The organism is Citrobacter sp. GW821-FHT07H02, assembly GCF_059418505.1.
This window is the reverse complement of sequence record NZ_JBWKPZ010000020.1, coordinates 38,536-60,128: the sequence shown is the minus strand read 5'-3', so window position 1 is coordinate 60,128 and position 21,593 is coordinate 38,536. Positions and strand designations below refer to the sequence as shown.

Sequence of the window (21,593 nt, the reverse complement as noted above, 5' to 3'; positions counted from 1 at the left end):
CTGGTTTAAAAATAAAATTGATTATATATTTATAATTAATCTTTATAAGTGGTAAGCAGGCGCTGCCCGGGTGGAAAACGACGATGCACATCACGCTGCGACAACTCGAAGTCTTTACCGAAGTACTGAAAAGCGGCTCGACAACCCAGGCATCCGTGATGTTGTCGTTGTCGCAGTCTGCCGTGAGCGCAGCGCTGACCGATCTGGAAGGCCAGCTTGGCGTTCAGCTCTTTGACCGGGTAGGAAAGCGGCTGGTGGTTAACGAGCACGGGCGTCTGTTATATCCCCGTGCGTTGGCGTTGCTTGAGCAGACCGTCGAAATTGAGCAGCTGTTTCGCGAAGATAATGGCGCCATTCGCGTGTATGCCAGCAGCACCATTGGTAACTACATTTTACCGGCAGTCATTGCCCGCTATCGGCAGGATTTTCCCGACTTGCCGCTGGAGCTGAGTGTTGGCAACAGTCAGGACGTTATCAATGCGGTACTGGATTTTCGTGTGGACATTGGCCTTATTGAGGGCCCCTGCCACAGTACGGAAATTATCTCTGAGCCGTGGCTGGAAGATGAACTGGTGGTATTTGCCGCGCCAACGTCTCCGTTGGTTCAGGGACCGGTGACGCTGGCTCAACTGGCGGCAGCGCCCTGGATCCTGCGTGAGCGCGGCTCGGGTACGCGGGAAATTGTTGATTACCTGCTGTTATCGCATTTGCCGAGATTCCAGATGGCGATGGAATTGGGCAATTCCGAGGCGATCAAACATGCCGTACGCCACGGTCTGGGAATAAGTTGCCTGTCACGTCGGGTGATTGAAGAGCAACTGGAAAGCGGAAAACTGGTCGAAGTGCCGGTGCCATTACCGGGTTTGAACCGCATCTTGTGGCGGATTCATCATCGACAGAAACATTTGTCCAATGCGCTGCAGCGTTTTTTACGGTATTGCGTCATTCAACCGGAAAGCTAAGAAACCGGATGGGGGCGAGCCCATGCTGCATGCAGATATCGGCAGTTTTCGCGTAGTACCAGGTGGCGAACGGCATGGGTTCCCAGCAGCGCACGTAATTTTGCGGGCTGAAGAGGGTAAAGTGCAGGGTGAAAATCAGCGTGTTGGCGACGAGCAGCAGCGCCAGCGTAAGACCAAGAATAATGCGTAATACCGTTTTTTCAGCCAGTGTTGCAGTGTGCGTGAAAAAGAGTTGTTGATTAAATAACCAGCATGTAGCCATCAGTACGGGAATTGAGCAGACGAAGTTAGCCTTCAACAGCGAAACTGAAATGAAGTCTGGCGCCTGTGTTAAGAACAGTAGCGGGAAATAATCCGGCAACAGATACAACGCAAATAGCGTCAGACAGGGCATCACAACAATGGCTGTCACATACTCCATAACGTTATGTTCCTTGTCGGGAGCGATGCGTTTTTCCCTGGGTTTCATGGTGCTTTCTCCGGCGAAGGCCGTTTGACTTCATAGCCATTCACGCGACACCAGTTTGTATCCGGTACATAGATATCAATCTTATGGCCGCGAGCGCTTTTCATCTCGCAAACACCCAGTTGTGGGTTATCGTCGTAACGGGAAGTCGTGCTGAAGCGCAAACCGGTGATGACTACACTCCATATTGGGAAAAGCAGTACACACACAATGGAAAGATAAAAAATGCAGTTATGGATCCGACTGTTTTTTTTCGTACGCCAGTCGGTGAAGGTTCCCAGCAGTAAGCAAGCCGCGAAAAACAGGACACCGCTGAAAGCAGAACAGGAGGTATCGGTTAGGTGATCGGGTGTCAAACGCCAGTCTTCAATAATCTGGACACTGATATAGAGGCCAGACACAAAGAGATAGAGACAGAAAATCGACATCCCGGTAGACAGCAAGAACAACTCTTTTCGCTTTTTAGCCATTTCCTATAGCCCACTTTCCCTGTGTTACCGCCTATTTTGCGTCCAGGTGCGGCCTCTCAGCGTGCGCTTTTGTGCTACTGCGACATTACTGCTTTACTTATAACTGACCGCTCATCATGAAGGTCTCTTATAACAGCGCATTTGTGCCGGAAGGAATGTCATTCGTCTGCTACAATCGCGCCTCATTTTTTGGATGGATAGCATTTTCACATGGTTTCCGAAATTAAAACCACAGAAGCGCCCGCGTTACGTCGCGAACTTAAGGCGCGCCACCTGACGATGATCGCCATTGGTGGTTCCATCGGTACAGGTTTGTTCGTTGCATCCGGTGCAACGATTTCTCAGGCGGGCCCAGGCGGCGCGCTGTTTTCCTACATTTTGATTGGCCTGATGGTGTATTTCCTGATGACCAGTCTTGGTGAACTGGCCGCGTATATGCCGGTTTCCGGTTCGTTTTCGACTTACGGTCAGAACTACGTAGAAGAAGGCTTTGGCTTCGCGCTGGGCTGGAACTATTGGTACAACTGGGCCGTAACCATTGCGGTTGACCTTGTGGCGGCGCAACTGGTGATGAGCTGGTGGTTCCCGGACACGCCAGGCTGGATCTGGAGTGCGCTGTTCCTGTGCGTCATTTTCTTGCTGAACTACATTTCCGTGCGCGGATTTGGTGAGGCGGAATATTGGTTCTCGCTGATCAAAGTCACCACCGTGATTATCTTTATCGTGGTTGGCGTGATGATGATCATCGGTATCTTCAAAGGCGTAGAGCCGGTAGGCTGGAGTAACTGGACGACGGGCGATGCGCCGTTTGCCGGGGGCTTTGCGGCGATGATAGGTGTAGCGATGATCGTCGGCTTCTCATTCCAGGGTACCGAGCTGATTGGTATTGCTGCGGGTGAGTCAGAAGATCCGGAGAAGAACATTCCGCGCGCAGTGCGTCAGGTGTTCTGGCGTATCCTGCTGTTCTATGTGTTCGCCATCCTGATCATCAGCCTGATCATTCCGTACACTGATCCGAGTCTGCTGCGTAACGACGTGAAAGACATCAGCGTCAGCCCGTTCACACTGGTCTTCCAGCACGCGGGTCTGCTCTCTGCGGCAGCGGTAATGAACGCAGTGATCCTGACGGCGGTACTGTCGGCGGGTAACTCGGGCATGTATGCGTCTACCCGTATGCTCTACACCCTGGCGTGCGACGGCAAAGCGCCGCGTATTTTCGCGAAGCTTTCTCGTGGTGGGGTACCGCGTAACGCACTGTATGCGACAACGGTGGTTGCGGGTCTGTGCTTCCTGACCTCTATGTTTGGCAACCAGACTGTTTACCTGTGGCTGCTGAACACGTCCGGGATGACGGGCTTTATCGCCTGGCTGGGGATCGCCATTAGTCACTATCGTTTCCGTCGTGGCTATGTGATGCAGGGGCATGATATTAAGGATTTACCGTATCGTTCAGGATTCTTCCCGCTGGGGCCGATCTTTGCGTTCGTGCTGTGTCTGACGATTACGCTGGGCCAGAACTACGAAGCCTTCCTGAAAGACACCATTGACTGGGGCGGCGTGGCGGCGACCTACATAGGTATTCCGCTGTTCCTGATTATCTGGTTCGGCTACAAACTGACCAGAGGTACGCGCTTCGTTCGTTACAGCGAAATGCAATTCCCGGAACGCTTCAAGAAATAGTGTGAGTCAGTTGTCGGCGGGATTTGGTGTTTGCGCAGCCCTTCGGCAACGATGAATAAGAAAAAACCCCGGCAGAGATGCCGGGGTTTTTTGTTGTACTGAACTCAGAAGTTGTACGTTAAACCGACTGTATAACGACGACCATCAAGAATCGTGTCATAGGTATCGTAATCGATCTGCTTATCCAGCGCGTTGTATACCCCAGCGGTCACCAGCAGATTTTTGTTGGCGTTGTAGCGCATGCCCACATCAACCTGAGTATAAGAGGGCGTTCCCTGCGACATTGACGTACGGCTCAGGTATTCAGAGGTTTTACCGCGGAAGTTCAGGCGGCTCCAGAAACCGACATCCTGCGTTGCCTGCCAGTCCAGCGTGGTGTTGAACATGTGTTTCGGCATCTTGTTCAATGGCTTACCCGAGAACTGGCCGCTTTTCTGCTCTGATTCGGTATAGGTGTAGTTCGCCGTCCAGTTCAAATCAGAGGTGATCTCCCAGCCAAACGTCGATTCCACGCCGCGCATGTTTGCTTCATCAACGTTGACACGATCGCTGACGAAATCGTAGGTTTCATCGCCGATAGTACAGGCGGGATCGGCGCTGCTGTTGCAGCGGCGAACTTCGGTGATCTTGTCTTTGAAATCGGTGTTGAACAGGGTGACGCCGGCGTTGAGGTTATCGCCGTTATCCCACAGCAGGGCGATTTCTTCGCTCAGGCTTTTTTCGGGTTTCAGATCCAGGTTACCCACAATGATGCCATTCAGTCGACCACCGCCAGTGACCTGTCCCCAGCTTGCTGAAGACTGGCGCAGATCAGGGGCGCGGTAGCCCGCAGAAACGCCACCTTTCACGGTCCACTGCTCCGCCAGATGCCAGACACCGTAGCCGCGTGGCGTCCAGTTGTCGCCGTAGTTTTCATCTTTATCCATTCGCAGGCCGCCGGTCAGCGTGAAGGTGTCGGTTACCGCCCACTCATCTTCAGCAAACAGCGCCCAGCTCCAGCGCGTCAGTTTGTTCAGGCCATCGGCCGCCTGCAACTGGTTTCCGTTATCGCGGAGTTTTTCATAACGGTATTGCCCGCCCAGCGTCAGAGTATGTGCGCCGAGGAATATCTGGTTCTGGTTGTTGAAAATCGTATTGTAAGACTTCATCTCGCGACCCGGGTTATTGGTCTCTTCCTGCTGAACGTAGCTGGTGGTGTTGAAGTCATCGTAATAACCGCTGTGTGTTAATGAGTACGTGGTGTGCTCGTAGCGGTTTTCGCTTTTGGTGTTGGGTTTACAGGTGGTGCCACGGCAGGTGACTTCCGCCATTGACATACCCGGCGTGCTGTCGCGGTCCTGCAATTCGCGCGCAATGTCGAAATCAACATCGTTTTTTTCATCTGGCGTAAAGTTAAGTGTCAGGCCGCCGTTGCGCAGGCGCTGCTCATTAAAGCCATTGACGATCTGATCCTCGGCGCGGCGTGACAGCAACCCTGTCACTTTAGCACCCAGCAATCCGTCAATTAATGGACCAGAGGCATAGGCGTTTGTCTGGAAGAGATCGCCGGAATCACTGTTTTCCTGGAAGGTGGCATCGCCATGCAGAGAACCGGTCCAGCCTTTGGTATTGGAGACTTTCTTGGTGATCACGTTGATCACGCCGCCCATCGCGTCTGAACCGTAAAGAGATGACATCGGTCCACGAATCACCTCAATCCGCTCAATAGACTCCAGTGGGGGCAGCCAGCCTTGTTCAATCCCGGCGTTATCGCTGTTCGGTCGCGTGCCACGGGTACTGATTCGCTTGCCGTTGACCAGGAAAAGTGTGTATTGCGAGGCCATGCCGCGAATACTGATGTCGCTACTGCTCCCGCCGCCAGTCACTACCACGCCAGGGACATCTTTTAGCGCATCGGTGACATCGCGATAGGCTTTATCCTCAATCTGCTGTTTGGTAATCACAGAGATGGAGGCGGGGGCGTTCTGAATCTTCTGCTCAAATCCCGTAGCGGTAACAACGACGGTGTCCTGGTCAGCAGCATGGGTGACTGATGGGAGGCTGGCTACGCTTACTGCGATAGCTACGGCCTTAACGTGAGGTATGGTCATTTGTATCATTCCATTAAATGAATAAAAAAACTGCGTGTCATGTGTAAAGCCACGACGACTGTATGTATTTGTCTTTTAAGTATTCTTTACGTAGATGAGGCGGGGGAATTGTACAAAAGAATGATTTTTTGTAAACACAAATGATAATTGGAATCATTTGTGTTTGTGTGAGTTTGAGTTGAAATAGTTTTAAATCAATAAGATATATAAATGTAAATATGGCGGGAATGTGAAGGAAAAATGAAGATACGCGGGAGGAGAAGGAGGGCTTGCGCCCTCCAAAATTACTTCAACAAATGCTGTGCGTGGAACCGCAGATGATCCTCAATAAAAGAGGCAATGAAGTAATAGCTGTGATCGTAGCCGGGTTGAATGCGCAGTGTCATAGGCCATGACGTCTGGCGAGCCGCTTCCGCCAGTACCGCAGGCTGGAGCTGATCGGCGAGGAATTGATCGTTATCCCCCTGATCCACCAGCGTTGGAATAGCGTGTTCGGGTTTACTGGCCAGCATTAACGCACAGCTATCCCACTCGGCCCACTGCTCCCGCTCTTCGCCGAGATACGCGGTAAAGGCTTTTTCACCCCACGGCACGCGACTCGGATTCACAATGGGCGCAAAAGCGGAAACGCTGGTGTATTTACCGGGATTCTTCAGCGCCATGATGAGCGCGCCATGCCCGCCCATCGAATGTCCGCTGATAGCGCAGCGGCTGCTGACGTTAAATTGAGACTGGATCAACGCCGGCAGTTCATCGCGCAGATAATCATACATACGAAAATGTGTGGCCCAGGGCTGCTGCGTCGCATTCAGGTAGAATCCGGCCCCTTTGCCCAAATCGTAATGTTCATCATCGGCGACCTGTTCACCACGTGGGCTTGTGTCTGGCATGACCAGCACAATACCCAGTTCTGCCGCGATGCGCTGCGCACCGGCTTTGGTGGTGAAGTTCTCATCATTGCAGGTCAACCCTGACAGCCAGTACAGCACGGGAGGCGGCGCGGTATCACGGGGAGGGGGAAGAAAAATACTGAATGTCATCGCGCAATTCAGCGTGCTGGCGTCGTGCCGCCAGCGTTGCTGCCAGCCTTCAAAACAGCGGTGCTCTTCGAGCATTTCCATGCGTGGCTCCTGTTGTGTTGTGCGTTGTGAACTCCCCATAATACAGATTATTCATTGTGCTGTGAGTAACTTTCACTTCCGCATTTAGCTAACATGCTTCATCATCTACACAACTTTGCATTAACACTCAGGCATCGTGAGCCATCAGGTTTGCCGGTCAGGGGAGGCGTGTAAAATCCAGGTGATGAAAGGCAGCGTCAATTTCAATAATTATCACTGCGAATACTGGATTATGTGCGCGGCCTCACGCACAATGTTTGGGCTGTCATACAGCTTAAAAACTTTGCCCCACGTAGGGCAGAGGCGCCACACCTGCAGGAGAAAAAGAAATGTCATCACTCAGTAAAGAAGCGGCCCTGGTTCATGAAGCGCTGGTTGCGCGTGGTCTGGAAACCCCGCTGCGCCCGCCCGTGCATGAGATGGATAACGAAACGCGCAAACGTCTTATCTCAGGCCACATGACTGAGATCATGCAGTTATTGAATCTTGATTTGAGCGATGACAGTCTGATGGAGACGCCTCACCGCATCGCCAAGATGTATGTCGATGAGATCTTCTCCGGTCTTGATTACGCCAACTTCCCCAAAATCACCGTCATTGAAAATAAAATGAAGGTCGATGAAATGGTAACGGTGCGTGATATCACCCTGACCAGCACCTGCGAACACCATTTCGTGACCATCGATGGGAAGGCGACGGTGGCATATATCCCGAAAGAGTCGGTGATTGGCCTGTCGAAAATTAACCGTATCGTGCAGTTTTTTGCCCAACGCCCGCAGGTTCAGGAGCGTTTGACCCAGCAAATTCTGACGGCGCTGCAAACGTTACTCGGTACTAACAATGTGGCGGTGTCGATTGACGCAGTGCATTACTGTGTGAAAGCGCGTGGAATTCGCGATGCGACCAGCGCAACGACGACGACCTCGCTCGGCGGGTTGTTTAAATCCAGCCAGAATACCCGCCAGGAGTTTCTGCGCGCTGTTCGTCACCACAACTGATTAAGGCCCAGACTATGGAGCGTAATGTCACGCTGGATTTTGTTCGTGGCGTTGCCATCCTGGGCATTCTGCTTCTCAATATCAGCGCCTTTGGTTTGCCAAAGGCCGCGTATCTCAATCCCGCCTGGTACGGCGATATTACCACTGCGGATGCCTGGACCTGGGCTGTCCTCGACCTCTTTGCGCAGGCCAAATTTCTCACACTCTTTGCACTGTTGTTCGGCGCGGGGCTGCAAATGTTGCTGCCGCGCGGCAAACACTGGATCCAGTCACGTCTGACGCTACTGGTATTGCTAGGATTTATTCACGCCCTGTTTTTCTGGGATGGTGACATTTTGCTGGCCTACGGTCTTGTGGGGCTGATTTGTTGGCGACTGGTGCGCGACGCTCCCTCCGTGAAGAGTCTGTTCAATACCGGCGTCGTGCTTTATCTGGCTGGGATTGGTGTTTTGCTGCTGCTGGGAACGATCTCGGGTAATGAGATCAGCCGGGCCTGGACCCCGGATGCTTCCGCGCTGTTGTATGAAAAATACTGGAAGCTGAACGGGGGAGTGGAAGCCATCAGCAATCGAATTGACGGGCTGTCGAACAGTTTGCTGGCGCTGGGGGCGCAGTATGGCTGGCAACTGGCGGGGATGATGTTGCTGGGGGCGGCGTTAATGCGAAGCGGCTGGTTGAAAGGTCAGTACAGCCTGCATCACTACCGCCGAACAGGCACCTTACTGATTGTCGCCGGGGTCTTGATTAATCTGCCCGCCATCGTCGCGCAATGGCAGTTGGACTGGGCCTGGCGTTGGTGCGGTTTTCTGTTACAGGCGCCGCGAGAGCTGAGCGCGCCGTTTCAAACGCTGGGGTACACCGCGCTGATGTTTGGCTTCTGGCCTCAGTTGAGCCGCAGCAAACTGGTTATTGCCATTGCTTGCGTAGGGCGAATGGCGCTGAGTAATTACCTCTTGCAGACGCTGATCTGTACCACGCTGTTTTATCACTTCGGTTTGTTTATGAAATTCGACCGACTGGAACTGCTGCTGTTTGTGGTTCCGGTGTGGCTGGCGAACCTGCTTTTCTCCGTCATTTGGCTCCATTTCTGGCGGCAGGGGCCGGTGGAATGGCTGTGGCGTCAATTGACCCTACGTGCGTCAGGGGCATCATTATCTCGATCATCCAGATAACGATCTGGATCACATTCATTAACAAAACGCATGTAACCGTTTCCAACCCTGTGACCTTACTCACGCAGTCCTCCGCGCGTCGCTGACAAAATGGCCGCCTGCAAAGGGGGTGTCTGTGAGCAACGGCAATTTCAAACAGGGTAGTGAATATGATAACCATTCGTGATGTGGCACGTCAGGCGGGTGTCTCTGTGGCTACCGTTTCTCGTGTACTGAATAACAGTACGTTGGTGAGTCCTGATACGCGTGACGCCGTCATGAAAGCGGTCACTTCACTGGGTTATCGTCCGAATGCAAATGCGCAGGCGTTGGCAACGCAGGTGAGCGACACCATCGGCGTTGTGGTGATGGATGTCTCAGATGCCTTTTTTGGCGCGCTGGTAAAAGCGGTCGATCTGGTTGCTCAGCAGCATCAGAAATATGTGCTGATTGGCAACAGTTACCACGAGGCTGAAAAAGAACGGCATGCCATTGAGGTGTTGATCCGCCAACGCTGCAACGCCCTGATTGTCCACTCAAAAGCGCTAAGCGATCGGGAACTGAGCGAATTTATGGATCAGATCCCCGGCATGGTGCTGATCAACCGTCTCATCCCCGGCTATGCCCACCGCTGCGTCTGTCTGGACAATATCAGCGGCGCAAAAATGGCCACGCGGATGCTGCTTAATAATGGCCATCAACGCATTGGCTATCTGGCTTCCAGCCACCGTATTGAAGATGACGCGATGCGGAAAGAAGGGTGGTTAGCCGCATTGAGAGAGCAGGGGATCACCCCGTCTGAGAGTTGGGTTGGTACAGGCTCGCCTGACATGCCGGGTGGCGAATCCGCCATGGTTGAGCTTTTGGGGCGCAACCTGCAACTCACCGCCGTGTTTGCTTACAACGACAACATGGCCGCCGGCGCGCTCACCGCGTTGAAGGACAACGGTATTGCCATCCCGCTACACCTGTCGATTATCGGTTTTGATGATATTCCCATCGCACGTTACACCGACCCGCAACTGACGACGGTGCGCTACCCGATTGCGTCAATGGCAAAAATGGCGACTGAGCTGGCGTTACAGGGCGCAGCAGGAACGTTAGATGCGTCCGCAACGCACTGTTTTATGCCGACTCTGGTGCGTCGGCATTCCGTGGCATTGCGACAGAATGCGGCCCTGATCACTAACTAAAAATGTCGTTGTATGTAACCGCTTTCAATATGTGAGTAAATTCACAGTATCTTAACAATGTGATGGCTATGATGGCACCGTTTCAAGCGCTGTAACTATTATGTAACGGTGAGCAATCAGTTTTACCGCTGCGTTAGCGCTTTAAACAATAATTAAAGCCTATTTTTGGAGCGTTACCGGGCACGGAATAAAGATTTTTTAAAAGTGAGCTTCGGCGTTCAGTAACACTTCATTAACGTTCTGCCCTGCCGAGCATTTTTCTCAAGTACTACCCTGCATAATAAAACCGGAGATACCATGAATAAGAAGGTGTTGACTCTGTCTGCTGTGATGGCAAGCATGTTATTCGGCGCGGCTGCGCACGCTGCTGATACCCGCATTGGTGTGACGATCTATAAATATGACGATAACTTTATGTCCGTGGTACGTAAGGCGATCGAGCAAGATGCCAAAGCGGCACCTGACGTACAGCTGCTGATGAATGACTCCCAGAACGATCAGTCTAAACAAAACGACCAGATCGACGTTCTGCTGGCGAAAGGCGTGAAAGCGCTGGCGATCAACCTGGTTGATCCGGCGGCGGCAGGCACAGTGATTGAGAAAGCGCGTGGTCAGAATGTCCCGGTTGTCTTCTTCAACAAAGAACCTTCCCGTAAGGCGCTGGACAGCTATGACAAAGCCTATTACGTCGGCACTGACTCTAAAGAATCCGGAATTATTCAGGGCGACCTGATTGCGAAACACTGGCAGGCGAATCAGGGTTGGGATCTGAACAAAGATGGCCAAATTCAGTTTGTTCTGCTGAAAGGCGAGCCGGGCCACCCGGATGCTGAAGCCCGTACCACCTACGTTATCAAAGAGCTGAACGATAAAGGCATCAAAACCGAGCAGCTGCAGTTAGATACCGCAATGTGGGATACCGCACAGGCGAAAGATAAAATGGATGCCTGGTTGTCCGGTCCGAACGCCAACAAAATTGAAGTGGTTATCGCCAACAACGATGCAATGGCAATGGGTGCTGTAGAAGCCCTGAAAGCGCACAACAAAACCAGCGTACCGGTATTTGGTGTGGATGCATTGCCTGAAGCGCTGGCTCTGGTGAAATCCGGCACGCTGGCGGGTACCGTGCTGAACGATGCCAACAACCAGGCGAAAGCGACGTTCGATCTGGCGAAAAACCTGGCGGATGGCAAAGCCGCTGCTGAAGGCACCAACTGGAAAATTGAGAACAAAATTGTTCGCGTTCCTTACGTAGGTGTTGATAAAGATAATCTGACTGAGTTCACCAAAAAATAATCGTTGTTATCCGTTTTCTCGGGCGCAAATCTCTTGCGCCCTTTAATAACGCACTCTGCGAGGCCAACAAGGTATAATTATGGTCAGCACTACTACTCAGTCGTCAGGCGAATTCTTGTTAGAAATGAGCGGCATCAACAAGTCTTTTCCCGGCGTTAAGGCACTTGATAATGTCAATTTAAAAGTCCGCCCCCATTCCATTCATGCATTAATGGGAGAAAACGGTGCAGGGAAATCAACATTATTAAAATGTCTTTTTGGAATCTATCAAAAAGATTCTGGCAGCATTTTATTTCAGGGCAAAGAAATCGATTTTCATTCTGCCAAAGAAGCGCTGGAGAATGGCATTTCGATGGTTCACCAGGAATTAAACCTGGTGTTGCAGCGTTCCGTGATGGACAACATGTGGCTGGGGCGTTATCCCACGAAAGGCATGTTTGTTGATCAGGACAAAATGTATCGCGATACCAAAGCGATATTTGATGAGCTGGATATTGATATCGACCCGCGGGCGCGAGTGGGGACGTTATCCGTTTCACAAATGCAGATGATCGAAATTGCGAAAGCGTTCTCGTATAACGCTAAAATCGTGATTATGGATGAACCGACCTCTTCATTAACAGAGAAAGAGGTTAATCATCTGTTTACCATTATTCGTAAGCTGAAAGATCGCGGCTGCGGTATTGTCTATATCTCTCATAAAATGGAAGAAATTTTCCAGTTATGCGATGAGGTCACTGTCTTGCGCGACGGCCAGTGGATTGCGACACAACCGCTGGAAGGGCTGAATATGGACAAAATTATCGCCATGATGGTCGGGCGCTCGCTGAACCAGCGCTTCCCGGACAAAGAAAACACGCCTGGCGAAGTGATTCTGGAAGTGCGTAATCTGACCTCGTTACGTCAGCCTTCAATCCGTGACATCTCGTTTGATCTGCATAAAGGCGAGATCCTGGGGATTGCCGGTCTGGTCGGGGCAAAACGTACGGACATCGTTGAAACGCTGTTTGGTATCCGTGAAAAATCGTCTGGCACCATTACGTTGCACGGCAAAAAGATTAACAACCACAGTGCTAATGAAGCCATTAACCATGGTTTTGCGCTGGTGACGGAAGAGCGTCGTTCGACCGGTATTTACGCCTATCTGGATATTGGCTTCAACTCCTTGATTTCCAATATTCATAATTACAAAAATAAAGTCGGTCTGTTGGACAACTCCCGGATGAAGAGTGATACCCAATGGGTCATTGACTCTATGCGGGTAAAAACGCCGGGCCACCGTACGCAAATTGGTTCTCTTTCGGGCGGAAACCAGCAAAAGGTCATTATTGGCCGTTGGTTGTTAACTCAGCCAGAAATATTAATGCTGGACGAACCTACGCGTGGGATTGATGTGGGCGCGAAATTTGAAATTTATCAGTTAATCGCGGAGCTGGCGAAGAAAGAGAAGGGAATCATTATCATCTCCTCGGAGATGCCGGAATTGTTAGGGATCACAGATCGTATTCTGGTAATGAGTAACGGTCTCGTTGCTGGAATTGTTGACACCAAAACGACTACGCAAAACGAAATTCTGCGTCTTGCGTCTTTGCACCTTTAAGATCAGGGGCTCCTCATGAGTGCGTTAAATAAGAAAAGTTTTCTTACTTATCTAAAAGAAGGCGGCATTTACGTCGTTCTTTTAGTCTTACTGGCCATTATTATTTTCCAGGACCCCACATTCTTAAGTCTGCTGAACTTGAGTAACATCCTGACGCAGTCTTCCGTACGTATCATCATCGCATTGGGTGTTGCCGGACTGATTGTTACCCAGGGAACTGACCTGTCAGCGGGGCGTCAGGTCGGGCTGGCGGCGGTGGTTGCGGCGACGCTGCTGCAATCGATGGAAAACGTCAATAAAGTCTTCCCAGAAATGGCGACCATGCCTATTGCGCTGGTGATCCTGATCGTCTGTGCGGTGGGGGCCATTATCGGTCTGGTGAACGGCATTATTATTGCCTACCTCAATGTGACGCCGTTTATCACAACCCTTGGCACGATGATCATCGTTTACGGTATCAACTCCCTCTACTACGACTTCGTGGGGGCATCGCCAATCTCTGGCTTTGATAGCGGCTTCTCGACCTTCGCGCAGGGCTTTATTGCGCTGGGCAGTTTCCGACTCTCTTACATCACCTTCTATGCGCTGATTGCTGTAGCTTTCGTATGGGTGCTGTGGAACAAAACCCGCTTTGGCAAAAACATTTTTGCTATCGGCGGTAACCCGGAAGCGGCAAAAGTCTCTGGTGTTAACGTCGCGCTGAACCTGCTGATGATCTACGCATTGTCAGGTGTGTTCTACGCTTTTGGTGGTTTACTGGAAGCCGGTCGTATCGGTTCTGCTACCAACAACCTTGGCTTCATGTACGAACTGGATGCGATTGCGGCGTGCGTGGTTGGCGGCGTGTCGTTCAGCGGTGGGGTAGGGACCGTTTTCGGGGTCGTGACCGGTGTGATTATCTTCACCGTCATCAACTACGGTTTGACCTATATCGGCGTGAACCCTTACTGGCAGTACATCATTAAGGGCGGCATCATTATCTTCGCGGTCGCGCTGGATTCTCTGAAATACGCCCGTAAGAAGTAATTCATCAACGGAAAACAAACCGGTGCAGAGACGTTCTGCACCGGTTTTTTTATTTGAGAAAGACTAACCAAATTCCCACCAGCAGTGCGCCCAGCGAAAGCCCAAAATAGACACCGATATAGATCCAGTACGTCGTGGGTTCAGCGGAACGTTGAATTAAGAGTGGCTCTTGCGAGCCTTTGACCGTTTTCTCGATGACGCCAGTGCGTATCCCCTTTAGCCCTTGCCGGAAGGTCCAGACGACGACCATCAGTACGCCAATTACGATAAAAAGGGTTTTATCTTCCACGCTTATTTTCCTTGTTTCTTTTGTAATTCCAGCAGTTGCTCAGGCGTTACCGCCGGATAACCCTGTGCATCGTCAGGGACCTGATGCATAGCGGGAATGGGCACCAGCGGGCCTAAAAAGCGCGGTTCACGCTTGAAGAGATAGAGGTCGGCCAGCGCGCCAAAACGCGCGCCGAATTCGCGCACCCGGACGGTGAGCATATCTTTTGGCGAAGGCACTGCGTAGCACTGCGCCTGTATTCCCATATGCAGCGCAATGAATAAGGCGCGTTCACAGTGGAAGCGCTGAGTGATGATGATGAAATCGTTGGTATCAAAGACCTTGCGGGTGCGCACAATCGAGTCCAGCGTGCGAAAGCCCGCGTAATCGAGCACGATATCGGCAGGATCAACGCCTGCTGCGATGAGATCTTTACGCATCGTCATCGGCTCGTTATAGCTTTGCAGCGCGTTGTCGCCGCTAAGCAGGAGGTAGTTAACCTTACCGCTGTTGTAGGCGTTAAGCGCGCCCTGAATACGGTAGCGGTAATACTGATTAATCACGCCGGTGCGATAGTATTTGGCGGTGCCTAAGACCACGCCAACCTGGCGATAGGGCAGGTCCTGCAATTCGTCATAGATGTACGGGGCCGTTTTCCAGCTCATCCATCTGTCGAGGCCAAGCGCAGTTAACAGCAGCAAGCCGACCAGGACTAACAGGCTGTAAAACAGACGCTTTAACATTGCGAAGAACTCGATAAAAGGAAGAATTTTCAATCAGGCTACTTTACCCAGCGGCGTTGCGCAAGAAACGGTAGTCTGATTGCGGGGATTTTCGACAGACTTCAACGTTGCCGGACGGGGCTTGCCGTTTCAGGCCCGGTAAGCTTGCGCCACCGGGCACAACGATTTACGCCAGCAGTACGCGCTCGATGTTGTCGCAGCCCAACGCTTTCAGCGTCGCGGCGGTGGCATCCCATTGAATCAACGGCGCATCCGCTTTCTCTGCCAGAATTGCACGCTGGATATCCGGATAGTCGTAACCGTTCAGATTCAGCAGGTTTAATGCGCCTTGCAGAGGCGGCAGCGTTGGGTTAAAGGCGGCGTTTTCAGCATAGCTACCGGTGAAAATACGCCCGTCTTTGCACTCCAGCGCCACACCGCTCGGGGAGTTGCTGTAGGGCATATGGCATCGGTTGGCTGCGCGAATCGCTTCCTGAGTCAGCGCGTCGCCTTTCAGGGCGAAGCCGTGATCTTGTTCGTCCATCAGCAGCGTTTTGATCTCCAGATCTTTCGGGCCGAAAGCGTCTGGCAAATAGTGACGCAGCGTGTGCGGCTCGCGGCCTGGCAGGTGAATGCGCAGATCCAGTCCGCTGTTCAGTTCGTTCATAAACTGACGGCAGTGACCACACGGGGTGTAGTTGACGGTAATGGCGGCAAGGGCTTTTTCGCCGCGTAACCAGGCGTGGCTGATGGCGCTTTGTTCGGCATGGACGGTTTGCTGCATGGTGGCCCCCAGGAACTCCATGTTCCCACCGAAATACCATCTCCCACTGACGCCGCGCGCCACGGCGCCAACGTTAAAATGGGAAAGGTCGGTACGCGCGCAGGCGGCAGCCAGCGGCAGGAGCGCGAAAGCCAGCGCGTCTTCGTCCAGCCCCGATTCACTTTTAAGCGTCGAGACCTGCTCCGCACTCAGCATGGCGGGGAAATGCTTATCCGCCAGAAGTGGTGCCAGCGCTGATTGCAAATTATCCGCTAGTTGGGCAAAAGCAGTTTGAAAACGTGGATGCATAGCGTTGCCTCATAACAATGTAATGGAATGGTAGTGTACGGGCCTGTTACCGCTTTATATGTGATTCATATCTCATTACTTGTGCAACTTATGAAACTTAAACTAAAAATGCGCGACGCATCGCAAATTTTAACCCACCACGGCCAGAATGACAGGAAACAAAAAGGGAGCCAAAAGCGATGTGATGATCCCGCAAATCACCAGCGCCAGCGAACTAAAGGCGCCTTCCTGGTAATCCAGCTCAGCACAACGTGAAGTGCCGAGGGCATGTGATGCGGTTCCCATTGCCAGCCCGCGCGCGGCTTTAGTACGGATCCGCATGGCGTTTAACAGCGTATGACCAAAGACGGCTCCGAGGATCCCGACAAATATCACGCATACGGCGCTGATCGCCGGAATGCCGCCAAGACTCCCCCCAACCGCCATCGCGATAGGCGTGGTGACAGATTTAGGCAATACCGATGCGGCGATTTCAGGCGTGGCGCCCATTAACAAGGCCACCGACGTGCCCGTCACCATGGCGACCACGCTGCCAAAGAAACAGATAGTGATGATGGATTTCCAGCGGGCGCGGATCTGGTGCAGTTGCTCATAAAGCGGATAGGCCAGCGCGACCACAGCAGGTTGCAGCAGGTCGTTCAGCACTTTGCTGCCCTGAAAATAGTGTTCGTAAGGCGTCCCGGTGAGGATAAGCAACGGAATGATGACCACCATGGCGACCAGCAGCGGGTTCAGCAATGGCATCTTAAAACGTACCGCCAGTTTGCGTGCTGCAAAAAACACCGCCAGTGTCAGAGGTAATGACCACCAGATGTACGACATCATTGTTTTGATCCTTTATGCCCAATCACTTTTCGTTCGCCATGCACAATATGCGAGCTCCAGCTAACCACCAGAAAGACGACCAGCGTACTTATCGCGCAAGAGACAATGACAGGCCCAAACTGCGCGCGTAGCAGGTCAAAGTACTGCATTACGCCAACGCCAATGGGAACGAAAAGTAATGCCATATAGCGAATCAGCACGTAGCAGCCCGGGTTGACCCATTTAGCCGGCAGAATTTGCAGTGCCAGTAAAACGAAGAGGATCAGCATGCCGATGATGCTGCCGGGAATCGTAATGGGAAGCAGCGACGCAATAAAAATACCGGCATATAAGCAGGCATAGATCAGCACAAATGCGCGTAAATATTGCCAGACAATATTCAGTGATTTACTCATAGTAAACGTCCTTGATGAGAGGTATTCATCATACAATTAAACTTTAAAATGTGCTACCGATCACATCATGAATTCTGAGCATGGTGAATATAGACAACGGGAACGTTGCGTCATAAAGATCATAGCGGAGAGACTTTAAACCGCCCTGGAGAGACGCTACCATAGCGCCTCTTTTTTTGCGGGTAACGATATGCGTGTTTTGCTGGCGCCGATGGAAGGCGTGCTTGATTCTTTGGTGCGCGAGCTCCTGACCGACGTGAACGACTACGATCTGTGCATCACGGAATTTTTGCGCGTGGTGGATCAACTCTTGCCTGAGAAAGTATTCCACCGTATTTGCCCGGAACTGCTCAATGCCAGCCGGACACCCTCGGGCACATTGGTGCGCATACAGCTTCTGGGGCAATATCCGCAATGGCTGGCGGAAAATGCCGCGCGCGCGGTGGAGTTAGGATCGTATGGCGTTGATCTTAACTGCGGCTGTCCGTCAAAGCTGGTTAATGGCAGCGGTGGCGGTGCAACCTTGCTCAAAGATCCTGAACTTATCTATCAGGGGGCAAAGGCGATGCGTGAGGCAGTACCGGCACATCTGCCCGTGACGGTTAAAATACGTCTTGGCTGGGACAGCGGCGACAGAAAATTCGAAATTGCCGATGCGGTACAGCAGGCGGGTGCGAGCGAACTGGCGGTACACGGTCGCACGAAAGAACAAGGGTATAAAGCGGAGCACATTGACTGGCAGGCGATTGGCGAAATCCGACAGCGGTTAACGATTCCGGTTATCGCCAACGGTGAGATCTGGGACTGGCAAAGTGCGCAGGACTGTATGGCAGTCAGCGGTTGCGACGCGGTGATGATGGGGCGAGGGGCATTAAATATTCCCAACCTGAGTCGTGTCGTGAAATATAACGAACCGCGTATGCCGTGGCCTGACGTGGTTGTTCTGCTGCAGAAATATAGCCGACTGGAAAAGCAAGGCGATACCGGGCTGTATCACGTGGCGCGCATCAAACAGTGGCTGGGGTATTTACGTAAAGAGTACTCAGAAGCGACAGCACTTTTTCAGGAGATTCGTTCTCTCAATAATTCACCGGATATTGCCCGTGCGATCCAGTCCATTGATATTGCGTCGTTGCGGCCATGAGACATGGCCGATGGCGCATCGGCGGATTGGGCAAATAAGGGGAACAAAATGGGGTCTATATTTATTTATCATTTAAATAATTTTTAAATATTCATTTAAGCTGAATATATTTTTCTGATTATTTCTTTTATTTTCCAAAGATGTATTGCCACGCGTAACTAAAAAAAAAGATGCGACACCACGTAATCTCTGCGCACCTTTTCTCACCAGAACACCCCCATGAATTGTTATTCTCCTTTTGTTGCGACCGCGTGTTTGCCGCTAATTATTGCACTTGCGGGATGCGCCCCGATGCACGACAACCGCCAGACGCTGGCGCAGCAGGTGCCCACTTCACACGTTGAATCTGCATTACCGGCAGCATTAAAAAACGGTTGGCCGGACAGCCAGTGGTGGCGGGCTTATCAGGATCCTCAACTGAATGCGCTGATTGAGAGTGCGCTGGCACATGCGCCAGATATGCAGGTGGCAGAGCAGCGCATTCAATTAGCGGAGGCGCAGGCCAAGGCTGTTGAAGTGCAGGACGGACCGCAGATCGATTTCTCGGCGAATGCAGAGCGGCAGAAAATGTCAGCTGAAGGGGTGATGGGGCCCTTTGCCAGCAGCGATCCCGCTGCGGGCACGACCGGCCCGTGGTACACCAACGGGACATTTGGGCTAACGGCAGGCTGGAACCTGGATTTGTGGGGCAAAAACCGGGCAGAAGTGACGGCGCGGATTGGCACCGTCAAAGCGCGTGAAGCCGAGCAGGAACAGACTCGTCAACTGCTGGCGAGCGGGGTGACGCGTTTATACTGGGAGTGGCAAACCCAGGCGGCGCTGAGCAACGTGTTAACGGAGATTGAACAAGAGCAAAAAAACATCATTACGGCTGACCGCCAGTTGTATCAAAACGGCATTACCTCCTCCGTGGAAGGCGTGGAGACGGACATAGACGACAGCAAAACGCAGCAACAGCTCAGTGATGCCGCCGGTAAAATGAAAATCATTGAGGCAAGGCTGGCGGCGCTAACCCATCAGCAATCCACGCCGCTGACGCTGCATGCGGTTGCGCTGCCGAAGGTGGAAAGCGCATTACCCGCGCAGTTAGGATACTCATTACTGGCTCGTCGGGCGGATCTGCAGGCGGCGCACTGGTACATTGAGTCCTCTCTGGGCAGCGTCGACGCGGCGAAAGCGGCCTTTTATCCTGATATCAACCTGATGGCCTTTCTGCAGCAGGATGCTCTGCACATGAGCGACCTGTTCCGCAGTTCAGCGCAACAAATGGGCGTCACTGCCGGGCTGACGCTGCCGATATTCGACAGTGGCAGGCTGAATGCGAATCTCGATATCGCCAGGGCGCAGAGTAACCTCTCAATAGCGAATTACAACAAAGCGGTGGTTGATGCGGTGAATGACGTGACGCGCGCGGCAAGTCAGGTTGAAACGATGGCGGCAAAAAACCAACACCAGATGCAGATTGAACATGATGCTCAACGGGTTGTTGGACTGGCGCAGGCGCGTTTCAATGCCGGTATCATTGCCGGTTCGCGGGTCAGTCAGGCGAAGATCCCGGCGCTGCGCGAGCATTGCAATGGCCTGATTTTACAAGGCCAGTGGCTTGATGCCTCTGTTCAACTGACCAGCGCATTAGGCGGGGGCTACCACACAAGCTGACAGCCAGCAGCCGTCAGCGCGGGCTGTCGGCTGCCTTTATTGCACTTTTTGCTTGCTGCGCCGTTTCAGCCACCAGCGTGTCCCCACCACCAGTCCGACGATCAGCACCAGCCAGACCCCATGTTTGATGTGCTGATCGAGATGGTGCAGCCAGGGTGCAATCACTTCGCCGCCGAGATAGCCCAGAGCCGTAAACAGCAGCGCCCAAATCAGCGCGCCCAGAATATTCAGCGGCAGAAAGATCTTTGGCGGTAGATGGCTGGCGCCAATCAGAAGCGGGCCGATGACGCGAAATCCGTACATGAATCGTGTACCGATCACAAACAGGTAAGGGCGGCGTTGGATCATCTTTTGCGCGTAATGAATTTTGCTGCGGTGACGTGAGAAGCGGCGCAGCAGTTTCCCACCAAATCGACGCCCCACTAAATAAAGGACCTGATCGCCGATCATGCCGCCGAGCGCAACGGAGATGACGACCAACGGAAATTTGAGCAACCCCTGATGAGCGGCAACACCCCCTAACAGGGTGATGGTTTCGCCTTCGGCCAGACTGCCAATGACCAGCGCGGCATAGCCGTAATGCGCGATAAGACTGTTTATATCCATACGTCGGTATGACCTCCACAATCTTTAGCATACACCTTATGAATCTTTATGACCGGAAAAGCGCCCGTTCAGCGGACCGGTATTTCGTGGGCTGTACATAAAATAATCGAAAGCTGAATTATACTTGAAGTGTTGAGGTCCGGAGCTGACAAGAAGGGGGGCGGTATGAACCATGTCTGGGGGCTGTTTTCCCATCCCGATCGTGAAATGCACGTGATCAAAAGTGAGAACGAAACCATTTCGCACCACTACACCCACCATGTCCTGATGATGGCGGCAATCCCGGTGATTTGCGCATTTATTGGCACCACGCAAATTGGCTGGAATTTTGGCGATGGCAATGTGTTTCAGCTCTCTCTGTTTACCGGTTTTGCACTGGCCATTGTTTTTTACGCGGTCATGCTGGCAGGGGTGGCGGTAATGGGCCGGATCATCTGGTGGATGGCGCGAAACTATCCGCAACGTCCTTCTCTGGCGCACTGCATGGTCTTTGCCGGCTATGTCGCTACGCCGCTTTTCCTGAGCGGTTTTGTCGCGCTATATCCGCTGGTATGGCTGTGTGCGCTGGTCGGTACCATCGCGTTGTTCTACACCGGTTATTTGTTGTACCTCGGTGTCCCGACATTCCTGAACATTAACAAAGAGGAAGGGCTGAGCTTTTCCAGTTCGACGCTGGCTATCGGCGTGCTGGTGCTGGAGGTCCTGTTAGCTATCACGGTGATCCTGTGGGGCTACGGGTACCGGTTATTCTGATTTAATCTTCTTCAATGGCGTTGCTGGCGTAAAAGTCAGCAACGCAGCATTTGTTGACGATTCTTCTGTGGCGGCAAACCTGCCCGATCGCTATGA

General features: G+C 52.3%; 21 protein-coding genes. 11 read left to right on the top strand and 10 right to left on the bottom strand.

Annotation, left to right across the window (positions count from 1 at the left end; translation table 11 throughout):
* Window positions 1–83: 83 nt before the first annotated feature.
* Window positions 84–962 carry a DNA-binding transcriptional regulator YeiE gene (gene yieE / locus AC07NP_RS17985; RefSeq protein ID WP_494661287.1) on the top strand — a complete coding sequence of 293 codons (879 nt, stop codon included), beginning with the start codon at window positions 84–86 and terminating at the stop codon, window positions 960–962.
* Here yieE and AC07NP_RS17980 read toward each other — a convergent pair.
* Both AC07NP_RS17980 and AC07NP_RS17975 read right to left on the bottom strand, forming a co-directional pair.
* A complete protein-coding gene (locus AC07NP_RS17980) occupies window positions 943–1,431 on the bottom strand; it encodes a hypothetical protein (protein ID WP_494661286.1) in 489 nt (162 codons plus the stop codon). The genes yieE and AC07NP_RS17980 overlap by 20 nt on opposite strands.
* Window positions 1,428–1,898, bottom strand: coding sequence for a hypothetical protein (locus AC07NP_RS17975; protein WP_494661285.1), 471 nt, complete (start codon window positions 1,896–1,898; stop codon window positions 1,428–1,430). The genes AC07NP_RS17980 and AC07NP_RS17975 overlap by 4 nt, the downstream gene beginning before the upstream one ends.
* Before the next feature lie 210 nt (window positions 1,899–2,108).
* Here AC07NP_RS17975 and lysP point away from each other — a divergent pair, with 210 nt between their 5' ends.
* Window positions 2,109–3,578, top strand: coding sequence for a lysine-specific permease (gene lysP, locus AC07NP_RS17970; RefSeq protein WP_203360649.1), 1,470 nt, complete (start codon window positions 2,109–2,111; stop codon window positions 3,576–3,578).
* 104 nt (window positions 3,579–3,682) lie between these two features.
* On the opposite strand, the gene AC07NP_RS17965 is transcribed toward lysP, so the two are convergent.
* Together AC07NP_RS17965 and fghA are read right to left on the bottom strand one after the other, a co-directional pair.
* Window positions 3,683–5,668 (bottom strand): ligand-gated channel protein, encoded by a 1,986-nt coding sequence (locus tag AC07NP_RS17965; RefSeq protein WP_494661284.1) that lies wholly within the window; start codon window positions 5,666–5,668, stop codon window positions 3,683–3,685.
* A 284-nt stretch (window positions 5,669–5,952) separates the two neighbouring features.
* The gene (fghA, locus tag AC07NP_RS17960; RefSeq protein WP_494661283.1) at window positions 5,953–6,789 is read right to left on the bottom strand and encodes an S-formylglutathione hydrolase; all 837 of its coding nucleotides are present in this window, start codon (window positions 6,787–6,789) and stop codon (window positions 5,953–5,955) included.
* 329 nt (window positions 6,790–7,118) lie between these two features.
* Here fghA and folE point away from each other — a divergent pair, with 329 nt between their 5' ends.
* The 6 genes from folE (at window position 7,119) to mglC (ending at window position 14,053) form a co-directional block, all read left to right on the top strand.
* The gene (gene folE / locus AC07NP_RS17955; protein ID WP_043000121.1) at window positions 7,119–7,787 is read left to right on the top strand and encodes a GTP cyclohydrolase I FolE; all 669 of its coding nucleotides are present in this window, start codon (window positions 7,119–7,121) and stop codon (window positions 7,785–7,787) included.
* Window positions 7,788–7,801: 14 nt separating this feature from the next.
* Entirely contained in the window at window positions 7,802–8,959 is a 1,158-nt protein-coding gene (gene yeiB / locus AC07NP_RS17950; protein WP_494661282.1) for a DUF418 domain-containing protein YeiB, read from the top strand.
* A gap of 149 nt (window positions 8,960–9,108) precedes the next feature.
* A complete protein-coding gene (gene galS, locus AC07NP_RS17945; protein ID WP_203360653.1) occupies window positions 9,109–10,131 on the top strand; it encodes an HTH-type transcriptional regulator GalS in 1,023 nt (340 codons plus the stop codon).
* Between the two features lie 297 nt (window positions 10,132–10,428).
* The gene (gene mglB, locus AC07NP_RS17940) at window positions 10,429–11,427 is read left to right on the top strand and encodes a galactose/glucose ABC transporter substrate-binding protein MglB (protein WP_203360654.1); all 999 of its coding nucleotides are present in this window, start codon (window positions 10,429–10,431) and stop codon (window positions 11,425–11,427) included.
* A 79-nt stretch (window positions 11,428–11,506) separates the two neighbouring features.
* The gene (mglA, locus tag AC07NP_RS17935; protein WP_203360655.1) at window positions 11,507–13,027 is read left to right on the top strand and encodes a galactose/methyl galactoside ABC transporter ATP-binding protein MglA; all 1,521 of its coding nucleotides are present in this window, start codon (window positions 11,507–11,509) and stop codon (window positions 13,025–13,027) included.
* A 15-nt stretch (window positions 13,028–13,042) separates the two neighbouring features.
* Entirely contained in the window at window positions 13,043–14,053 is a 1,011-nt protein-coding gene (mglC, locus tag AC07NP_RS17930; protein WP_203360656.1) for a galactose/methyl galactoside ABC transporter permease MglC, read from the top strand.
* A 49-nt stretch (window positions 14,054–14,102) separates the two neighbouring features.
* Here mglC and AC07NP_RS17925 read toward each other — a convergent pair whose 3' ends face one another.
* The 5 genes from AC07NP_RS17925 to AC07NP_RS17905 form a co-directional block, all read right to left on the bottom strand.
* Window positions 14,103–14,342, bottom strand: coding sequence for a DUF2542 family protein (locus AC07NP_RS17925; protein WP_203360657.1), 240 nt, complete (start codon window positions 14,340–14,342; stop codon window positions 14,103–14,105).
* 2 nt (window positions 14,343–14,344) lie between these two features.
* Window positions 14,345–15,064 (bottom strand): outer membrane permeability protein SanA, encoded by a 720-nt coding sequence (gene sanA, locus AC07NP_RS17920; RefSeq protein WP_203361241.1) that lies wholly within the window; start codon window positions 15,062–15,064, stop codon window positions 14,345–14,347.
* A 166-nt stretch (window positions 15,065–15,230) separates the two neighbouring features.
* A complete protein-coding gene (gene cdd / locus AC07NP_RS17915) occupies window positions 15,231–16,115 on the bottom strand; it encodes a cytidine deaminase (protein WP_494661281.1) in 885 nt (294 codons plus the stop codon).
* Window positions 16,116–16,244: 129 nt separating this feature from the next.
* On the bottom strand, window positions 16,245–16,940 hold the full coding sequence (locus AC07NP_RS17910; protein WP_494661280.1) for a CidB/LrgB family autolysis modulator: 696 nt from the start codon (window positions 16,938–16,940) through the stop codon (window positions 16,245–16,247).
* Window positions 16,937–17,335 carry a CidA/LrgA family protein gene (locus AC07NP_RS17905; RefSeq protein ID WP_203360660.1) on the bottom strand — a complete coding sequence of 133 codons (399 nt, stop codon included), beginning with the start codon at window positions 17,333–17,335 and terminating at the stop codon, window positions 16,937–16,939. The genes AC07NP_RS17910 and AC07NP_RS17905 overlap by 4 nt, the downstream gene beginning before the upstream one ends.
* Window positions 17,336–17,525: 190 nt before the next feature.
* Here AC07NP_RS17905 and dusC point away from each other — a divergent pair, with 190 nt between their 5' ends.
* Window positions 17,526–18,479 (top strand): tRNA dihydrouridine(16) synthase DusC, encoded by a 954-nt coding sequence (gene dusC / locus AC07NP_RS17900; RefSeq protein WP_494661279.1) that lies wholly within the window; start codon window positions 17,526–17,528, stop codon window positions 18,477–18,479.
* A 219-nt stretch (window positions 18,480–18,698) separates the two neighbouring features.
* Window positions 18,699–20,138, top strand: a complete 1,440-nt coding sequence (gene mdtQ / locus AC07NP_RS17895) for a multidrug resistance outer membrane protein MdtQ (RefSeq protein ID WP_494661278.1) — start codon at window positions 18,699–18,701, stop codon at window positions 20,136–20,138.
* A 36-nt stretch (window positions 20,139–20,174) separates the two neighbouring features.
* On the opposite strand, the gene AC07NP_RS17890 is transcribed toward mdtQ, so the two are convergent.
* The gene (locus AC07NP_RS17890) at window positions 20,175–20,744 is read right to left on the bottom strand and encodes a DedA family protein (protein ID WP_494661277.1); all 570 of its coding nucleotides are present in this window, start codon (window positions 20,742–20,744) and stop codon (window positions 20,175–20,177) included.
* A gap of 165 nt (window positions 20,745–20,909) precedes the next feature.
* On the opposite strand from AC07NP_RS17890, the gene AC07NP_RS17885 reads away from it, so the two are divergent.
* A complete protein-coding gene (locus AC07NP_RS17885) occupies window positions 20,910–21,497 on the top strand; it encodes a Yip1 family protein (RefSeq protein ID WP_494661276.1) in 588 nt (195 codons plus the stop codon).
* Window positions 21,498–21,593 lie beyond the last annotated feature (96 nt).

Excerpts from the sequence above, each read along its gene's own strand:
- AC07NP_RS17980 (WP_494661286.1), bottom strand. The coding sequence starts at position 1,431 with ATGAAACCCAGGGAAAAACGCATCGCTCCCGACAAGGAACATAACGTT.
- galS (WP_203360653.1), top strand. The coding sequence starts at position 9,109 with ATGATAACCATTCGTGATGTGGCACGTCAGGCGGGTGTCTCTGTGGCT.
- yeiB (WP_494661282.1), top strand. The coding sequence starts at position 7,802 with ATGGAGCGTAATGTCACGCTGGATTTTGTTCGTGGCGTTGCCATCCTG.
- cdd (WP_494661281.1), bottom strand. The coding sequence starts at position 16,115 with ATGCATCCACGTTTTCAAACTGCTTTTGCCCAACTAGCGGATAATTTG.
- lysP (WP_203360649.1), top strand. The coding sequence starts at position 2,109 with ATGGTTTCCGAAATTAAAACCACAGAAGCGCCCGCGTTACGTCGCGAA.
- AC07NP_RS17885 (WP_494661276.1), top strand. The coding sequence starts at position 20,910 with ATGAACCATGTCTGGGGGCTGTTTTCCCATCCCGATCGTGAAATGCAC.
- fghA (WP_494661283.1), bottom strand. The coding sequence starts at position 6,789 with ATGGAAATGCTCGAAGAGCACCGCTGTTTTGAAGGCTGGCAGCAACGC.
- AC07NP_RS17965 (WP_494661284.1), bottom strand. The coding sequence starts at position 5,668 with ATGACCATACCTCACGTTAAGGCCGTAGCTATCGCAGTAAGCGTAGCC.
- AC07NP_RS17910 (WP_494661280.1), bottom strand. The coding sequence starts at position 16,940 with ATGATGTCGTACATCTGGTGGTCATTACCTCTGACACTGGCGGTGTTT.
- folE (WP_043000121.1), top strand. The coding sequence starts at position 7,119 with ATGTCATCACTCAGTAAAGAAGCGGCCCTGGTTCATGAAGCGCTGGTT.
- AC07NP_RS17975 (WP_494661285.1), bottom strand. The coding sequence starts at position 1,898 with ATGGCTAAAAAGCGAAAAGAGTTGTTCTTGCTGTCTACCGGGATGTCG.
- mglA (WP_203360655.1), top strand. The coding sequence starts at position 11,507 with ATGGTCAGCACTACTACTCAGTCGTCAGGCGAATTCTTGTTAGAAATG.
- mdtQ (WP_494661278.1), top strand. The coding sequence starts at position 18,699 with ATGAATTGTTATTCTCCTTTTGTTGCGACCGCGTGTTTGCCGCTAATT.
- sanA (WP_203361241.1), bottom strand. The coding sequence starts at position 15,064 with ATGTTAAAGCGTCTGTTTTACAGCCTGTTAGTCCTGGTCGGCTTGCTG.
- AC07NP_RS17890 (WP_494661277.1), bottom strand. The coding sequence starts at position 20,744 with ATGGATATAAACAGTCTTATCGCGCATTACGGCTATGCCGCGCTGGTC.
- AC07NP_RS17905 (WP_203360660.1), bottom strand. The coding sequence starts at position 17,335 with ATGAGTAAATCACTGAATATTGTCTGGCAATATTTACGCGCATTTGTG.
- mglB (WP_203360654.1), top strand. The coding sequence starts at position 10,429 with ATGAATAAGAAGGTGTTGACTCTGTCTGCTGTGATGGCAAGCATGTTA.
- mglC (WP_203360656.1), top strand. The coding sequence starts at position 13,043 with ATGAGTGCGTTAAATAAGAAAAGTTTTCTTACTTATCTAAAAGAAGGC.
- dusC (WP_494661279.1), top strand. The coding sequence starts at position 17,526 with ATGCGTGTTTTGCTGGCGCCGATGGAAGGCGTGCTTGATTCTTTGGTG.
- yieE (WP_494661287.1), top strand. The coding sequence starts at position 84 with ATGCACATCACGCTGCGACAACTCGAAGTCTTTACCGAAGTACTGAAA.